13 protein-coding genes are annotated in these 16,143 nt (G+C 72.8%); 5 read left to right on the forward strand and 8 right to left on the reverse strand.

The genetic code is table 11. The annotated features are described in order from the left end of the window. Positions 1 to 65: 65 nt before the first annotated feature. The 3 genes from ACFYOU_RS03160 to ACFYOU_RS03170 all read left to right on the forward strand — a co-directional run bounded on the left by ACFYOU_RS03160 (position 66) and on the right by ACFYOU_RS03170 (position 2,772). Entirely contained in the window at positions 66 to 260 is a 195-nt protein-coding gene (locus ACFYOU_RS03160) for a hypothetical protein (RefSeq protein ID WP_391303120.1), read from the forward strand. Positions 261 to 403: 143 nt separating this feature from the next. Beyond that, on the forward strand, positions 404 to 1,732 hold the full coding sequence (locus tag ACFYOU_RS03165) for a tetratricopeptide repeat protein (RefSeq protein WP_391303122.1): 1,329 nt from the start codon (positions 404 to 406) through the stop codon (positions 1,730 to 1,732). Positions 1,733 to 1,764: 32 nt separating this feature from the next. Further along, positions 1,765 to 2,772 (forward strand): transcriptional regulator, encoded by a 1,008-nt coding sequence (locus ACFYOU_RS03170; protein WP_391303124.1) that lies wholly within the window; start codon positions 1,765 to 1,767, stop codon positions 2,770 to 2,772. Positions 2,773 to 2,909: 137 nt separating this feature from the next. Here ACFYOU_RS03170 and ACFYOU_RS03175 read toward each other — a convergent pair whose 3' ends face one another. From ACFYOU_RS03175 to ACFYOU_RS03195, 5 genes are all read right to left on the reverse strand, one after another. Further along, positions 2,910 to 3,701 (reverse strand): SDR family NAD(P)-dependent oxidoreductase, encoded by a 792-nt coding sequence (locus ACFYOU_RS03175; protein ID WP_389762128.1) that lies wholly within the window; start codon positions 3,699 to 3,701, stop codon positions 2,910 to 2,912. Positions 3,702 to 3,783: 82 nt separating this feature from the next. After that, positions 3,784 to 4,992, reverse strand: coding sequence for a serine hydrolase (locus ACFYOU_RS03180; protein ID WP_391303127.1), 1,209 nt, complete (start codon positions 4,990 to 4,992; stop codon positions 3,784 to 3,786). A 49-nt stretch (positions 4,993 to 5,041) separates the two neighbouring features. Continuing rightward, positions 5,042 to 5,863 (reverse strand): ATP-binding cassette domain-containing protein, encoded by an 822-nt coding sequence (locus ACFYOU_RS03185; protein WP_391303129.1) that lies wholly within the window; start codon positions 5,861 to 5,863, stop codon positions 5,042 to 5,044. Beyond that, positions 5,860 to 6,708, reverse strand: coding sequence for a cobalt ECF transporter T component CbiQ (gene cbiQ / locus ACFYOU_RS03190; protein ID WP_391303769.1), 849 nt, complete (start codon positions 6,706 to 6,708; stop codon positions 5,860 to 5,862). The genes ACFYOU_RS03185 and cbiQ overlap by 4 nt, the downstream gene beginning before the upstream one ends. 14 nt (positions 6,709 to 6,722) lie before the next feature. Beyond that, positions 6,723 to 7,862 (reverse strand): energy-coupling factor ABC transporter permease, encoded by a 1,140-nt coding sequence (locus tag ACFYOU_RS03195; RefSeq protein WP_391303131.1) that lies wholly within the window; start codon positions 7,860 to 7,862, stop codon positions 6,723 to 6,725. Positions 7,863 to 8,089: 227 nt separating this feature from the next. Here ACFYOU_RS03195 and ACFYOU_RS03200 point away from each other — a divergent pair, with 227 nt between their 5' ends. Next, complete coding sequence (locus tag ACFYOU_RS03200) at positions 8,090 to 8,467, forward strand: SsgA family sporulation/cell division regulator (protein ID WP_389762136.1); 378 nt, start codon at positions 8,090 to 8,092, stop codon at positions 8,465 to 8,467. A gap of 33 nt (positions 8,468 to 8,500) precedes the next feature. Here the strand turns inward: ACFYOU_RS03200 and ACFYOU_RS03205 are convergent, their stop codons facing one another. The 3 genes from ACFYOU_RS03205 to ACFYOU_RS03215 form a co-directional block, all read right to left on the reverse strand. Continuing rightward, positions 8,501 to 9,088: a hypothetical protein gene (locus ACFYOU_RS03205; RefSeq protein WP_391303133.1), complete on the reverse strand. Its 588-nt coding sequence runs from the start codon at positions 9,086 to 9,088 to the stop codon at positions 8,501 to 8,503. Between the two features lie 308 nt (positions 9,089 to 9,396). Continuing rightward, complete coding sequence (locus ACFYOU_RS03210) at positions 9,397 to 11,646, reverse strand: MMPL family transporter (RefSeq protein WP_391303135.1); 2,250 nt, start codon at positions 11,644 to 11,646, stop codon at positions 9,397 to 9,399. Positions 11,647 to 11,838: 192 nt separating this feature from the next. Next, positions 11,839 to 12,429, reverse strand: a complete 591-nt coding sequence (locus tag ACFYOU_RS03215) for a TetR/AcrR family transcriptional regulator (protein ID WP_389762143.1) — start codon at positions 12,427 to 12,429, stop codon at positions 11,839 to 11,841. A 324-nt stretch (positions 12,430 to 12,753) separates the two neighbouring features. On the opposite strand from ACFYOU_RS03215, the gene ACFYOU_RS03220 reads away from it, so the two are divergent. After that, positions 12,754 to 16,044 carry a S41 family peptidase gene (locus tag ACFYOU_RS03220; RefSeq protein ID WP_391303770.1) on the forward strand — a complete coding sequence of 1,097 codons (3,291 nt, stop codon included), beginning with the start codon at positions 12,754 to 12,756 and terminating at the stop codon, positions 16,042 to 16,044. Positions 16,045 to 16,143: the final 99 nt, after the last annotated feature.

The raw sequence follows: 16,143 nt of genomic DNA on the forward strand, positions 1-16,143 counted from the left end.
CGGGTGCGGATCCTCGGCCGCGACCGCGCATGCCCGTGCCCGTGCACCCGGGGAGGTGCTGTCCGGTGACCTCTCCGAGGCCGACGTACGCGAAGATGCGGCTCTCCACGTACCAGCTGGGATCGGACGGTGAACGGGTCGGTGAGCGGCACCTCGCGGTGACGATCACCAGTCATCCGGCCCTGATGGCCCAGCCGCTGGCGTGGCCGTCCTGCCGCTGCCCGTCGTGTCGCACGGGTCCCGTGCGACACGGCCGGTAGCGCGGTCGCCGGGCGGGGCTCCGCAACCCCTTGCGACTGGCGCACTACTCCACGCAACATCCCCGGGGCTCACGGCGGTACGGTGGGGTCCACGCTCGACGTTCAAGTCATTAAGGCTTGCTATACGAGGAGTTGACGGCTCCGTGGCGATCCGTGAACCGAACGAACGTCTCACGCTCCTGCACCACGAGGCGGGTTGGACTCTGCGGCAGTTCTCGCAAGCGGTGAACCGGATGGGAACCGAGCGGGGCACCCCGACGAACTTCCGGCCCCCTTCCGTGCACCAGTGGCTGAGGGGGCACCTTCCCAGGGAGTCGACCAGGCCGCTCGTCCTCGAAGCACTCGCCCGCAAGCTGCGGCGCCCGATCACCCCTGCCACGGCGGGGTTCCCGGCCACCGACCCCTTCGAGCAGGGCACCGTGGACGCGCTCGTGGAACTAGGCGTGACCCACACGATTCCCGGTCGGCGGGCGTTCCTCGGGGTCAGCCTGTTCTCGGTCGCCCTGGCGGTTCCCGGCTGGGAGGACGTCGTGGGGAGAATGGAGTCCGCCCGGTCGGGGGCGGCCCCGCGCATGGGCATGCCCGAGGTGGACATGGTCACCAAGATGACGGACCGGTTCGCCGGAATCTACAGCCAGTTCGGCGGCCAGCACTCCCGACCACTGGCCGCGCTGTTCCTCGCCAACACCGTCGCGCCCTATCTGCGCGCCGACGCTACGGAAGCGGCCCGCAAGGCCATGATGTCGGCGGCCTCGTTCCTCTCCTACCTCACCGGTTGGATGGCCGTGGACGAAGGGCTCCACGGACTCGCGCAGGACTACTACGTCAAAGCTCTGGAGCTAGCGGGTGCCAGTACGGACCACATGACGTACTGCCACGTCCTCCGTGGGATGAGCGTCCAAGCCGCCGACCTGGGGCACGGGTCCGTCGCCGTGCGTCTGGCCGACGCCGCTGCCGCCACCTCCCCGAACGCGGGGCCACGGCTACGGGCCTTCATGCTGGGGCAGCAGGCCCATTCCTTCGCGGTCGCAGGTGATCGCGAAGCCGCTCTGCGAAGCATCATGGCGACGGAGAAGTCCCTGAACATCGCGGAGAGCGGACCAGGCCCCTTCGGCGGATACGGACCTGCCACCCTGGCGTACCACACCGCACAGGTCAGACACGCTCTGGGAGACGTCACGGGTAGCGTCGAATCCCTCATGCTCCACTTCCGACTGAGGGGCACGTCCGAAACACAGGTCTCCGGGTTGCGTTTCCAGTCACTCATCGCCGAACGGCAGCTGGAATCAGGGAACTTGGAAGCGGCTTGTGTCACCTGGCGGAATGTCCTGGATGCATACCCCCGGGTTCACTCGGGGCGCGTCGACAAGCACGTGGAGAGCATTCCTCGCCTTCTCCGGCGCTACGCCGCCAACGGAAGGGCGAAGGAGATCGTGGAGAGGTCCCGAGCGGTTTCCCGGGCTGTCGCCTGAGGAGAGCTCGATCGATTTGAGGCAGGCAGGACATGGAGCGTCGCACCTTCCTTGAGGCTTCCCTCTTCAGCATCGCTGTCCAGATTCCCGAGTGGCAGGATTCGGTGGGCCGGACCGAAGCCATCCGATCAGGTGACGCACAGCGCATCGGAATGACGGACGTCGAGCTCGTCACCAGGATGACCGACCGCCTGTGGAAGGTCTTCGAGGAGTTCGGTGGACGGCACACCCGGCCACTGGCAGCTCAGTTCCTCGTCAACACTGTTGCCCCCGGACTGCACACGCGCTCTCCCGACGCACCCCACCGCGCGATGCTGTCCGCAGCCGCCTTCCTCTGCTACCTGACGGGATGGATGGCGGAGGACGAGGCACTGCACGGCTTGGCACAGCGGTACTACGTGAAGGGGCTCGAACTCGCCCGAGAGGGCGGTGACCACCTGACGTACTGCCATGTCCTGCGGGGCATGTCCGTCCAAGCCGCCGACCTGGGTCACGGCCCGGACGCCGTCCGGCTGGCAGACGCCGCAGCAGCAGCCCCCGCGACGGGTCCCCGCATGCGGGCGTTCTTCGCCGCACAGCGGGGATACGCCGCTGCCGTCGCGGGCGAGAAGCGGACGGCGCTGAACGGCATCCGGGAAACCGAGAAGTCCCTGGACATTGCGGACAGCGGTGCAGGGGGGTTCGGGGGATTCAGTTACTCCACCTTGGCCTACGCCACCTCACAAGTGCGTTATCACTCGGGTGACGTCAAGGGCAGCGTGGACTCGCTGAATCTCCATTTCCGTCTGCGGGACGAGAGCGACACCCCCAGGTCCGCCCTACGATTCAACGCTCTCCTCGCGCAGCGGCAACTGGAGATGGGTCACCTTGAGGAAGCCTGCACGACCTGGGGCGCCGTTCTCGACGGATACCACGCGGTCCGATCCGGTCGCGCCGAACGGCACGCGGCAGAGATCCACCGTCTTCTCCGTCCCCATCTCGCACACCGCGCTGCCCGCGAAACCTCCGAAAGGGCCCGCCACACCATCAGGGCGCGTTGAGGCCCACCCCGCCGAACCGCGAACCCGCACCACAGCGCACCGAAGGGGCGCGGGGAACTGCGCGGGCACCCCCCACGCACCCGCGGCAGACCACGGACCCCAGCGAACCCCGGCCCCGCGCACCCCGCGCACCCGCGCTACCCGTGGGGTGCGACCCGTTGGAACGCCATGTTGACCGCGAGGATGCCGCCGTCCACCGGCAACGTCACGCCGGTGATCCACCCCGCGTCCGCGGACGCGAGGAACGCCACCGCCGCCGCGACGTCCGCGGGCTCCCCCACCCGCCCCAGCGGGTACAGCCGGCGGAACCGGTCGACGTCGTCCCCCCGTTCCGACCAGGCGGGCGTCCGCACCGTCCCCGGGGCGACGAGGTTGGCCCGCACCCCGCGCCCCGCCCCGTGCCCCGCAAGGGTCCTGGTCAGCGAGATGAGCCCGGCCTTGGCCGCACTGTAAGCGTGGCCGCCGAAGTCCTGGATGCCGTTCACGGAGCCGACGTTGACGATCGCCCCGCGTCCGGACGCCTCCAGCGCGGCCATCGCGGCCCGGGCGCATCGGAACGCCCCGGTGAGCGTGACGTCCAGGCCGAGCGCCCACTCCTCGTCGGAGAGTTCCTCGATCCGCCCGGGCTCGTCCGCCGCGGCGAACGCGTTGTTGACCAGGACGTCCAGCGAACCGAACGACCCGACCGCCCGCTCGACGGCCGCCTCCGCATCGGCGCGTTGGCTCACGTCGCACCGCATGCCCTCGGCGACGGCACCGGTGTCCCGCAGTTCGGCCGCGAGCCGCTCGGCGGAGTCCGCGTCCACGTCCGTGACGAGGACGCGCGCCCCCTCCGCAGCGAACCGGCGGGCCGTCGCCGCACCGATCCCCCGGCCCGCGCCGGTGACCATGACCCCGTGTCCCTCGAACCTCCGTGCAGAAGCTGTCATGAACGGAACCTACCCGCCAAGATCGCTCTGGATCGAGTCCCCTGCGAGCACCTTCCGGTCGGACCCCGGTGTCCGCCGCGGTTCAGTCGGCGACGGCCGTCCGCACCGCGCGGACCAGCGCCTGGGCGCGGGGGTCGGAGGTGACCGACTTGCGCAGTCCGTTGGTCACGTAGCCGAAGGCGATGCCGCTGTCCGGGTCGGCGAACCCCAGCGGACCGCCCCGTCCGGGGTGCCCGAACGATCCCGCGCCGAGCAGCGGGGACGCGGGTCCGTGCAGCATGTACCCGGCGCCGAACCGGGTGTTGATGACGAGGACCCGGTCGGCCCCCGCGGACGCCTCGGTCCGGGCGAGGTCCACCGTTTCGGGGGTGAACAGCCGCGGCCCGCCGTCGACCGGTCCGATCAGCGCCGCGTAGAAGCGGGACAGCGCCCGGGCCGTCATGATCCCGTTCGAGGCGGGCAGCACGGCCGCCCGGTACGCGGGGTCGTTCTCGTCGGGCACCGGGGTGATCGCCCCGAAGGTGCGCCGGGTGAGCGACCCGGGGTCGGCGTACGCGGCGGAGACGCTGCGCCGGGGCCGCAGCCGGGGCCCGTCGGACGCGGTGGCGGGCGCCTCGCTGGCACCCACCCGGCCGACCCGGTGGACCTCGCCGGGCGGCAGTCCGACCCAGAGGTCGAGTCCGAGGGGCCGGGCGATGTGTTCGTCCACCCACGGGCCGAACGGCACCCCGGTGACCCGGCGGACGAGTTCGGCGGCCAGCCAGCCGTACGTGTGGGCGTGGTAGCCGTGGTCGGTGCCGGGCGTCCAGAACGGGCGCTGCGCGGCCACCGCGGCGGCGGTCAGTTCCGGGTCGGCGGCCTCGGCGGGGGTCAGCGGCCGGTCCAGCGCGGGAATGCCGGCGCGGTGCGCGAGGACGTGCCGGACCGAGGTGCCGTCCTTGCCCTCGGCCTTGTACGCGGGCCAGTACGCGGCGACGGGGGCGTCCAGGTCGAGCGCACCGCGCTGGTGGAGCAGCAACAGGGCCGCGGCGGCCACGCCCTTCGTCGCGGAGCGCACGATCTGCGCGGTGTCTCGGGCCCAGGGCGCGCCGTCGGGGCCGCCGTCCAGGTCGCGGGCGCCCGCCCACAGGTTGACGACCTGCTGGCCGTCGCGGTGCACGACGAGCGCCGCGCCGTGTTCGGCGCGCTCGGTGAAGTTGCGTTCGAAGGCGTCCCGGACGCCCTCGAAGCCCTCGGCGACCGTGCCGTGGATGTGCGTGCCGGCTATCTGTGTGTCCGCTTCGGCGGCCATGGTGCTGTTCCCCCCGTACTCGGTGGCACCGCGTGTAACGCCCACCGGGTCAGGACGATTCCCGGTGCGGCCCCGGCCCGGTGACGGGCGGCGGCACCGCCCGGGGGTCGAAGCCAAAGGGCAGCTCCAGACGGTGGCGGCGCAGCAGTTCCGGGTCCGCCAGCACGGTGCCGGTGGGGCCGTCGGCAACGATGACGCCCTCGCTGAGGACCACCGAGCGGGGGCAGAGTTCCAGGGCGTACGGGAGGTCGTGGGTGACCATCAGGACGGTGAGGTCCAGGGCGCGCAGGACGTCGGCGAGTTCGCGGCGGGAGGCCGGGTCGAGGTGGGAGGAGGGTTCGTCCAGGACGAGGACCTCGGGGCGGGTGGCCAGGACCGTCGCCACGCAGACCCGGCGCCGCTGCCCGAGGGAGAGGTGGTGCGGGGCGCGGTCCGCGTGGGCGCCCATGCCGACGAGGTCCAGGGCCTCGGCGACCCGGTCGGCGAGTTCCGCGCCGCGCAGCCCGGCGTTGGCGGGGCCGAACGCCACGTCTTCGCGCACGGTGGGCATGAACAGCTGGTCGTCGGGGTCCTGGAAGACGATGCCGACCCTGCGGCGCACCTCCCGGACGGTGCGGGGGCCGATGGTGAGGCCGGCGGCCCGCACGCTGCCCGCGCCCGCGGTGAGCACCCCGTTCAGGTGCAGGACCAGGGTGGTCTTCCCGGCACCGTTGGGTCCGAGCAGGGCGACCCGTTCGCCCCGTTCGACCCGCAGGTCCACCCCGTACAGGGCTTGGTGCCCGTCCGGGTAGGCGTGGGCCAGCCCCCGTACGTCCAGCGAGGGCGGCGGCGCGGCGGGGGTGCCGGACACGGGGTCCGGGTCCGGGGTCATCGGACCCGCGCCAGCAGGCCCAGGACCACCGCGGCGGCGGGCAGCGCGAGGGCACGCACCCAATCACCGCGCACCCCGCCGCCCTGCGCCCAGCCCCCGCCGCCTACCCGACCCCCGCGCCCCCGGTCCCGACGCGCCGCGGCCACCTCCCGGGCGGCCGGCAACGCGCCGGTGTACCCGCGGCTGAGCATCGCCAGGTGCACCCGTTCCCCCCGTTCGTAGGCGCGGATGAACAGGGCCCCGGCCGTGTGCGCCAGGACCCCCCAGTGCCGGAGCCGGTTGCCCTCGAACCCCCGGGACAGCTGGGCGATCCGCATCCGTCGCAGTTCGTCGGCGATGACGTCCACGTACCGGACCATGAACGTCGCGATCTGGACCAGCGGCCCCGGCAGCCGCAGCCGTTCCAGGCCGGACAGCAGCTCCCGCAGGGGCGTGGTCGCGGCGAGCAGGACGGATGCGGCGACCCCGAGCGTGCCCTTGGCCAGCACGTTCCACGCACCCCACAGCCCGTCGACGCTGAGCGCGAGACCGAGGACCGGCACCCGGTCGCCCTCGGCCACGAAGGGCAGCAGCAGCGCGAAGGCGAGGAAGGGCACCTCGATCAGCAGCCGCCGCAGCAGCGTCCCGGCCGGCACCCGGGCCAGTCGGGCGACGGCGGCGAGCAGCACCCCGTAGCCCAGGAACGCCCAGACGGCGGTCCGGGGCGTCGAGACGACGACCAGCACGAAGCAGAGCAGCGACGCGATCTTGGTGTGCGCCGGCAGGGCGTGGAGCGGCGACGTCCCGGGCAGGTACAGCCCCCGCACGTGCCCCGCGCCCGGGCCGGCCCCCGTACCCGTCCCCATGCCCGTCATGCCCGTCACCGCTCCGGCACGCCGGTCGTCCCCGGGCCGGGGGCCTCGCCGGTCACCCCGGGGCCGGACGGGTCCGCCGCGCCCGGGTCCGGGCCGCCGCGCCGGCGCACCGCCCAGAAGATCCCGGTTCCGGCGGCGACGGTGACGGCGACCCCGATGACCCCGGCGAGCCCGACGGACAGCCAGGTGTCGCCGAGGTCGCCGACGCCGTAGTCGGCGAGCGGGGAGTCCGCGGTGGCGTGGTCGCGCTCCTCCGCGTCGATGCCCTGGTCCGCGGCGACCTTCTCCAGACCGTCCGGCGCCCCGGAGGCGTAGAAGCTGAGCACCCCGGCGAGCAGCAGGCTGACGGCGAGGCCGCCCGCCCACAGCCGCCGGCGGGAGGTCCGGGGAGTCGTGAGCGCAATGGGTACGGGTGCGTCGACGAGTCGACCGTCGACCCGGAGCTTCAGCGGCCGGACGGCGCTCCGCGCCCCGTGCACCAGATCGGGTCGGACGGCGAGCACCGCACCGACGGTCAGTGCGGTGATGGCCGCCTCGCCGAGCCCGATGAACAGATGGACGCCGATCATGGCGGTGGCGACCTTGCCGAGCGGTACGTCCGTGGTGCCGCCGACCGCGTACAGCCCGGTGAAGGCGAGGGCGGCGGCCGGTACGGAGAGGAAGGCGGCGACGAACGCGGACGCGGTGACGGCGCGGCGGCCCCGGGGCAGCACCGCCACCAGGGCGCGGAAGACGACGTACCCGGTGACGACGGTGACCACGCCCATCACGGTGATGTTGACGCCGAGCGCGGTGAGCCCGCCGTCGGCGAACAGGACGCCCTGGAGCAGCAGCACGACCGACAGGCACAGGACCCCGGTCCAGGGGCCGACGAGGATCGCGGTGAGGGCGCCGCCCATCAGATGGCCGCTGGTCCCGGCGGCGACGGGGAAGTTCAGCATCTGGGCGGCGAACACGAAGGCGGCGACGAGTCCGGCGAGCGGCGCCAGCCGTTCGCCCCCGGTGGACGCGCCGGGGGCGCCGGCGCCCGGGGGCGCGTCCAGTTCGCGGCGGGCGCCCCGCAGGCCGACGGCCACGGCCCCCGCGGCGAACACGCCGGCGGCGACCGAGACGGGTGCGTCGAGGAATCCATCGGGCACGTGCATGAGCGGCCTCCGGCGTCGGGGAGTGCGCGGCACTGCAACGGGACGGGGGGCCCGGTGAGCCGTCCGATGATGGCGCTGTTGCCCAGGCGCCGCAAGAGCGCCTGCCGTGCCGCCCCGACACCGGAGCCGGGACCGCGGCCCGGACCCCGCCTCGATCACCCCTGGTGCACATACATGAAGATATGCGACATTGGGGGCGCAGAGCAGCGAGCGTGAGGAGTCGTCCGATGACCGCCGTCAAGGAGCGCGCCCGGGCCCATGTCGTCACGGACTCCGCGGGGGAACGTTCCGCCGTGCCCGTGTTCCTGTCCTACGACCCCGAGAACGACCCCGGAGCCGTGCACATGACCCTCCCGGCGAGCGTCGTCGGAGGGACCGCCCCCGACGACTGGGTCTTCACCCGGGACCTGCTGGAACGCGGACTGACCGCCCCGGTGGCCAACGGCCCGGTCAGCATCTGGCCGTGCGGTCGCGCCCAGGCGGTCGTGGAACTGCACTCGGCCACGGGAGTGTCCCTGGTGCAGTTCGACTCGCAGGCGCTGATCCGCTTCCTGGGCCGGACCTACGCCGCGGTGGCCGCGGCCCGCGTCCGACGACTGGGCTGAGCCGCGCCGCCCGCCCCTTTCGCTCCCGCCCGGCTAGCGCTCGGCGTCGAGCACGGTGACCGTTCCCGGTGCCCGCTCGGCGTCTGGTCCGTCCGGCCCGTCATGCGGTACGTCATGGGTCACGTCGTACGTCACGATGTTGCCGAGGTCGGACGCGAGTCCTCGGACCAGTTCCTCCAGGTCGCCGACCCACCCGTCCGGCACGGATGCCGGGGCCGTCACCGTCAGATGCAGGGTGTCGGAGGGCCCGGTGGCCGTACCGTCGGCCACCGCACCGCTGATCCCGAGGTACCGGGGCGCGGGATCGAGGTCCCGCAGGGCCCGGGCGCGCACCCGTTCGCGCAGCGCGGGGCCGAGGTCGAGGAGTCCGTCCAGCGCCTCCCACACCAGGTGCCCGGTGGCGATCCGGATGTCCTCGCCCCGGGCCCGCGGCTCCAGCAGCCCCAGCAGTCCCAGCCGGAACAGCACCGCTTCCAGTTGGGAGGCGACGACGGACGAGGAGCGGGCCAGTTCGGCGAGGGTCAGGTGTGCGCCGCCCGCCCGGCGGTGGCGGGCCAGTGCGGTGACGATCCGCCCGGACGCGCCGGGAAAGAGCGCGGACACCGGTTCGGCGACGTTCATCAGGGCCTCCCGTGGCCGCGCCCGTCCCCGTACGTGTGCGCGCCACCGGCTCCCCAAGGGGCGGGCACCGACCGGGGAGCAGGTGGCACGGAAGAGGCTATCGGGACGGTGCCGACCGGGCCCACCGTCCACGGGCGGACACCGCCCGGTCGGAAGGCACTAGGCCAAAGGTCCCGACCGTCCACGCCTCGTGCAGAGCGCAGCGGCCCTCGCGCAGAGCGCACCGGGAAGGCGCACCGGACGCACGGACGGGGCCCCGGGCAGCGCCGCGTTCGCGCCGCCCGGGGCCCCGCACCGGTGGATCAGGATCAGACCCGGGCCAACTCCCGGTCGTCGTCCCCGCGGTCACCGCGGTCGACGGCGTCGAGGTCCTTGAGGCCCTCGCCCTCCACGTCCACGTTGGGCAGGGCGCGGTCGAGCCACTTCGGCAGCCACCACGCCTTGTCGCCCAGCAGGGCGAGCACGGCCGGGACGATCGCCATCCGGACCACGAACGCGTCGAAGAAGACGGCGATCGCGAGACCGAACCCGATCATCTTGATCATCTGGTCGCTCGCCCCGATGAATCCGGCGAACACCGCGATCATGATCACCGCGGCGGCGGTCACGACCCGCGCCCCGTGCCGGAAGCCGGTCACGATGGCCTGGCCGGGCCGCTCCCCGTGCACGTACGCCTCGCGCATCCGGGTCACGAGGAACACCTCGTAGTCCATGGCCAGACCGAAGACCACGCCCACCATGAAGATCGGCATCATCGACATGATCGGGCCGGTCTCCTCGACCCCGAACAGCCCGCCGAGCCAGCCCCACTGGAAGACGGCGACGACGGCGCCGAGCGCGGCGAGCACCGAGAGCAGGAACCCGAGGGCGGCCTTCAGCGGCACGAGCAGCGACCGGAAGACGATGATCAGCAGCAGGAAGGCGAGGCCGACGACGAGTGCCAGGTACGGCACCAGCGCGTCGTTGAGCTTCTCCGAGAAGTCGATGTTCATCGCCGTGGCACCGGAGACGAAGACATCGGCGTCGTGCTTCGACTCCAGGCCGGCGCCCGCGTCACGGATGGCGTGGACGATGTCCTCGGTCTCGGTGCTGCTCGGCTTGGAGTTCGGGACGACCGTGATCATCGCGCTGTCGCCGGCCTTGTTGAAGGTGGCCGGGGAGACGTTGACGACCCCGTCGACGCCCTCGATGGTCGTGCGGACGTCCTCGACGACGCCCTTCGCGTCGTCGACGCCACTCACATCGGTGACGATCAGCAGCGGACCGTTGAAGCCGGGGCCGAAGCCGTCCGACAGCAGGTCGTACGCCTTGCGCTGGGTGGTGTCGGTCGGCTGCACGCCGTCGTCCGGCAGTCCGAGCGCCAGCGAGCCGGCGGGCAGCGCCGCGGCACCGAGGCCGAGCACACCGATGAGCAGCACCATGATCGGGCGCCGGATGACGAACCGGGCCCACTTGGTGCCCAGGTTGACCTTCTCCGCGTCGGCGACCGGGGCCGGGACGTCCGCGGCGCCCTTGGCTTTCTTGCCGCCGCGCAGCCGGCCCTTGGCGCTGGCCGGGCGGATCTTCCGACCGGCGTAGCCGAGCAGGGCGGGGATCATGGTGAGGGCGATGAACACGGCGATGGCGACGGTCCCGGCGGCGGCCACACCCATCTTGGTGAGCACCGGGATGTTGACGACGGCCAGGCCGACCAGGGCGATCACCACGGTGAGGCCGGCGAAGACCACCGCGGACCCGGCGGTGCCGACCGCGCGTCCGGCCGCGTCCTCGCGCTCGCGTCCCTCGTCCAGTTCCGCGCGGTAGCGGGAGACGATGAACAGGGCGTAGTCGATGCCGACGGCGAGGCCGATCATCATCGCCAGGGTGGACGTGGTGGTGCCGAGGTCCAGCGCCTTCGCGAGGGCGGCGATGGAGGAGACGCCGATGCCGACGCCGATGAGGGCGGTCAGCAGCGGGAGCCCGGCCGCGACGAGCGAGCCGAGGGTGATCACCAGGACGACCGCGGCGACGCCGATGCCGATGATCTCGGCGGTGCCGGTGCTCGGCATGACCTGGAGGGCGTCACCGCCGACCTCGACGGTCAGTCCGCCGACCCGGGCGTCCTCGGTGGCCTTCTCCAGCGCGTCCCTGGAGTCGTCCTTGAGCTCCATGCTGTTGACCTTGTACGAGACCTGCGCGTACGCGATCTCGCCGTTCTCGCTCAAGGACTTGGTCGCGAACGGGTCGGTGGCGCTCGCCACCTGCTTGTCCGCGCCGAGTTCCTTGACGGTCTCCTGGACGACCGCCTTGTGCTCGCTGTCGGTCATCTTCTCGCCCTCGGGGGCCTTGAAGACGACCCGGGCGGTCGCGCCGTCAGCGGCGAAACCCGGGAACCGCTCGTCCAGCAGGTCGAAGGCGCGCTGCGCCTCCGTGCCGGGTATGGAGAAGGAGCCGGCCCCGGGGGCCGGTGCGGTGGCCGCGCCGACCCCCGCGAGGGTCAGCAGCGCCACCCAGAGGAGGGCGACGAAGTGCCGGCGCCGAAAGGCGAACCGGCCTACTTTGTACAGGAACGTGGCCACGACAGTGGTACTCCCGGTCAGGTCGTGTTGCTTACAGGGCAGGGATCACCAGCCCGACGACGTGAGCGGTCGCGTCAGGTGGAGCGGGGCACAGCCCGACGGAGCGGGACGGAGCCCAGTGGTGCGTGGGGAGGTGGAGGTGCTGTGGACGTGACCGGGACCGCACGGGACCCGGGCCGCGGCCAGGGGTGTTCAGAGGCCGAGAGCGGGGATGATCACGGCGTCGATGTAGTCGAGGAGATAGTTCTGCGTGGGGGGTGACTCGTCGATCAGGGTGCGGGTGACGAAAGCGCCCAGCATCATGTGCATGACGTACCCCAGGGCGGGGTTGTCCGCACTGACCTCGCCGCGCTCGACGGCTCGGTTCAACACGACGTCCAGCTCGGCGAGTTCCGGTTCGATGATGCGTTCCCGGAAGACCTGGAGGAGGTCGGGGTCGGCGTGCACGGCCATGGCCAGGCCACGGATCAGCGCCGAGTCCTCCTCCATCTCGCAGTCGTCGGCACGCTGCACCATGGCGTGGAAGTCGCCGCGCAGCGAGCCGGTGTCGACCTCGCCGACATGGGTGTTCTGCCGTCGACGCAACGCCTCGACGATCAGTCGGGCCTTGCTCCCCCACTGGCGGTAGAGGGTGGCCTTGCTGGATCGGGTGCGCGCCGCCACGGCGTCCATCGTCAACCCGTCGTACCCGACCTCACGCAGCAGGTCGAGCACGGCGTCGTACAGTTCCGCCTCGCGTTCGGGGGTGATCCGGCTGCGGCGCGTCATCGTCACTTCGGCCATGATCCTCGTCCCCCTCCTGACCGCGCGGCGGTCTCGTGGCCACCGTCCTCGGTGGTACCCACTGGTGGGTAACCGGAACGACGGCCGCCTGATCGGTACGAAACCGTTTCGTACGCGCTTCAGACTACCGGACCCCGCTAGCGAAACTAAACGGTTTCGTACGTGTCCTGCGCCACAGCACGGCACGGCACGCCACGGCCCACCGCACCGCACCGAGTTGCCGGTGCCGTGACCCGGGAAAACCATGGAGGGGTGACCGACCCCACAGGCCAGCCACCGCGTCCCGTCCCCTCCGCCGCGGCGACCGCCGCCCCGCCCGCCTACCTGCGCTTCCCCCACCTCCACGGCGACCTGCTCACCTTCGTCGCCGAGGACGACCTCTGGCTGTCCCCGCTGCCCCGCGACGACCGGCCCGCGGACCGGGCCTGGCGGCTCACCGTCGACCGCACCCGGGCCGGCCACCCCCGCTTCTCCCCGGACGGCACCCAGATCGCGTACACCACCTGGCGCAGCCTCGACCCGGAGGTCCACCTCGTCCCCGTCGCGGGCGGCCCCGCCCGACGCCTCACCTACTGGGGCGCGCCCGACACCCGGGTCTGCGGATGGGCGCCCCCCGAGGCGAACGCCGGGGACGGGACCGGGGAGTGCGACGTCCTCGCGGTGGCCTCCCACGGCCAACCCTTCAGCTACTTCGGCTGGGCGTACCGGCTGCCCACCGACGGATCACCGGGCGGACGGCTGCCCTGGGGCCCGGTCAGTGACCTCGCGCTCGCCCCCCTCGACGGCGAACCGAGGACCCTGCTGCTCACCGGGAAGCCCCCGCACGAACCGGCCTCCTGGAAGCGGTACCGGGGCGGGGCGACCGGACGGCTGTGGCTGCACGGCGAACGCCTCCTCGAAGGGCTCGGCGGACATCTGGAGTCCCCGATGATCGTCGCCGGCCGGATCGCCTTCCTCTCCGACCACGAAGGCATCGGCAACCTCTACTCGTGCCGGCCCGACGGCACCGACCTGCGGCGCCACACCGACCACGACGCGTTCTACGCCCGCAACGCCGCGAGCGACGGCGACCGCGTCGTCTACCAGTGCGCGGGCGCCCTGTGGCTCGTCGACGACCTCTCCCCGGACGCGACGCCCCGCCGGCTCGACGTCCGGCTCGGCGGCCCGCGCGCCGGCCGCCGCACCCACCAGGTACCGGCCGCCCGCCACGTGGACGGCCTGTCGGTGGACGAGACCGGCCGGGCCAGCGCGGTCGTGGTGCGCGGCAGCCTCTACTGGCTCACCCACCGCGACGGCCCCGCCCGCACCATCGCCGACACCCCGGGCGTCCGGGTGCGCCTACCGGTCCTGCTCGGCTCCGGCGGCGGACGCGTCGCCTACGTCACCGACGCCGGGGGCGCCGACGCCGTCGAGATCGCGTACCTGCCGCGCGCCTCCGAGGAGCGCGCCCCCCGGCGACTGGCCGTCGGGGCGCTCGGCCACGTCCAGGAACTCGTGCCCGACCCGGAGGGCGACCGGCTCGCGATCGCCGCGCACGACGGACGGCTGCTCCTGCTCGACACCGGCGAGGACGCGGCGGAGCCGGAGGGCGGGGTGACGGAGCTGATCCGCTCGCTGAACGGCCCGGTCACCGACCTCGCGTTCTCCCCGGACGGCGCCTGGCTCACCTGGTCGCACCCCGGCATCGGGCGCAGCCTCAGATCGATCAAGCTGGCCCGGGTGACGGGGCCCGGAGCGGGGTCCGTCATCGACGTCACCCAGGGCCGCTTCGAGGACGAGAACCCCGTCTTCACCAGCGACGGCCGCTACCTCGCCTTCCTGTCCTGGCGCGGGTTCGACCCGGTCTACGACGTCCACACCGGCGATCTGTCGTTCCCCCTCGGCTGCCGCCCCTACCTCGTGCCGCTGTCCTCCGCGACCCCCTCGCCCTTCGCCCTGCTGCCCGACGGACGGCCCGCGGCCGGCGGCCTGGACCCGGCCGAGGAGGGCGAACCGGTCGACGGCGGCGGCGCGGTCACCGTCGAGGCCGAGGGGCTGGAGAACCGGGTCACCCCCTTCCCCGCCCCCGCCTCCAAGTACTCCGCGCTGTGCCCGGTCGCCGGCGGCGGACTGGTCTGGCTGCGCTGGCCGATCTCCGGGGCGCTCGGCGAGACCTTCGCCAACCCCGCCGACACCTCCGGCCGCCCCACCCTCGAACACTTCGACATCACCAAGGCGAAACGGACCGAACTCGTCGCCCACCTCGACTGGTTCGCCGTCAGCGGCGACGGCACCCGACTGGTCGTCATGGACGAGGACGAACTGCGCGCCCAGCCCGCCGCGGAACCCGGCGACGGCGACTCCACCGTCTGGATCGACCTGCGGCGCATCCTGCACGACGTCGACCCGCCCGCCGAATGGCGACAGGCGTACCAGGAGGCCGGGCGGATCACCAGCGCCTACTACTGGGACCCGGACATGAGCGGCATCGACTGGCCGGCCGTCCTCGACCAGTACCGGCCCCTGGTCGACGCGGTCGCCACCCCCGACGAGTTCGCCGACCTGCTGCGCGAAGTCCTCGGCGAACTCGGCACCTCGCACGCCTACGTGACGCCCGCCCGACGCAACGAGGGCCCCCCGCACTACCAGCGCCCCCAAGGACTGCTCGGCGCGGACCTGGTCCGCCGCGACGAGGGCTGGCTCGTCGAACGCATCCTGCCCGGCGACTCGTCCGACTCCAAGGCCCGCTCCCCGCTCGCCGGCACCGGACTGCGCGAGGGCGCCGTCCTCACCCATGTCGACGGACGCCCGGTCGACCCGGTCGCCGGCCCGTTCCCGCTGCTCGACGCCGCCGGCGGCACGACCGTCGAGCTGACGTTCCGACCGGCCGGCGGCGAGGGACCGGCCCGCCGGATCGCCGTGGTCCCGCTCGTCGACGACCGACCGCTGCGCTACCAGCACTGGGTGGCCAAACGGCGCGAGGTCGTCCGGCACCTGAGCGGCGGCAAGTGCGGCTACCTCCACATCCCCGACCTCGGCGGCTCCGGCTGGGCCCAGTTCAACCGCGACCTGCGGATGGAGGTGTCCCGCCCCGCGCTCATCGTGGACGTCCGGGGCAACGCGGGCGGCCACATCAGCGAACTCGTCGTCGAGAAGCTGACCCGCACCATCCTGGGCTGGGACCTCACCCGTAACGCCCAACCCGTCTCGTACGCCTCCAACGCACCCCGCGGACCCGTCGTCGCCCTCGCCGACGAAGCCACCTCCTCGGACGGCGACATGATCACCGCCGCGTTCAAACTGCTGGGCCTCGGACCGGTGGTCGGCCAACGCACCTGGGGCGGGGTCGTCGGCATGACGGGCCGTCACCAGCTGGGCGACGGCACCGTGATCACCGTCCCGATGAACGCCGCCTGGTTCGACGCGTACGGGTGGTCCGTGGAGAACCACGGCGTCGAACCCGACCTGGCGACCCTGCGCACCCCCCTGGACTGGGCCGAAGGACGGTACGCGGTCCTCGACGACGCGGTGGCCCTCGCCCTGGACCTGCTCGCCGGGCACCCGGCCGCCGCACCCCCCGACCTCTCGGCCGTCCCCGACCACTCCCGCCCGCCCCTGCCCCCGCGACCGGTCTGAACGACGCGAACGGCGCAACCGGCGTGAACAGCGTGAACAGCGCCCGTTCGTGAGCGGAGTCACCTGGCCCGCGCACCGCCCCGCCCGCGATGATGGGGG

Origin of the sequence: Streptomyces sp. NPDC005955 (assembly GCF_042871255.1) — a bacterium.
Taxonomy (GTDB): Bacteria; Actinomycetota; Actinomycetes; order Streptomycetales; family Streptomycetaceae; genus Streptomyces.

Bases quoted from the DNA above. Each gene is read 5' to 3' on its own strand.
- ACFYOU_RS03170 (WP_391303124.1), top strand. From the start codon at position 1,765: ATGGAGCGTCGCACCTTCCTTGAGGCTTCCCTCTTCAGCATCGCTGTC.
- ACFYOU_RS03180 (WP_391303127.1), bottom strand. From the start codon at position 4,992: ATGGCCGCCGAAGCGGACACACAGATAGCCGGCACGCACATCCACGGC.
- ACFYOU_RS03185 (WP_391303129.1), bottom strand. From the start codon at position 5,863: ATGACCCCGGACCCGGACCCCGTGTCCGGCACCCCCGCCGCGCCGCCG.
- ACFYOU_RS03195 (WP_391303131.1), bottom strand. From the start codon at position 7,862: ATGCACGTGCCCGATGGATTCCTCGACGCACCCGTCTCGGTCGCCGCC.
- ACFYOU_RS03200 (WP_389762136.1), top strand. From the start codon at position 8,090: ATGACCGCCGTCAAGGAGCGCGCCCGGGCCCATGTCGTCACGGACTCC.
- ACFYOU_RS03215 (WP_389762143.1), bottom strand. From the start codon at position 12,429: ATGGCCGAAGTGACGATGACGCGCCGCAGCCGGATCACCCCCGAACGC.
- ACFYOU_RS03175 (WP_389762128.1), bottom strand. From the start codon at position 3,701: ATGACAGCTTCTGCACGGAGGTTCGAGGGACACGGGGTCATGGTCACC.
- cbiQ (WP_391303769.1), bottom strand. From the start codon at position 6,708: ATGGGGACGGGTACGGGGGCCGGCCCGGGCGCGGGGCACGTGCGGGGG.
- ACFYOU_RS03205 (WP_391303133.1), bottom strand. From the start codon at position 9,088: ATGAACGTCGCCGAACCGGTGTCCGCGCTCTTTCCCGGCGCGTCCGGG.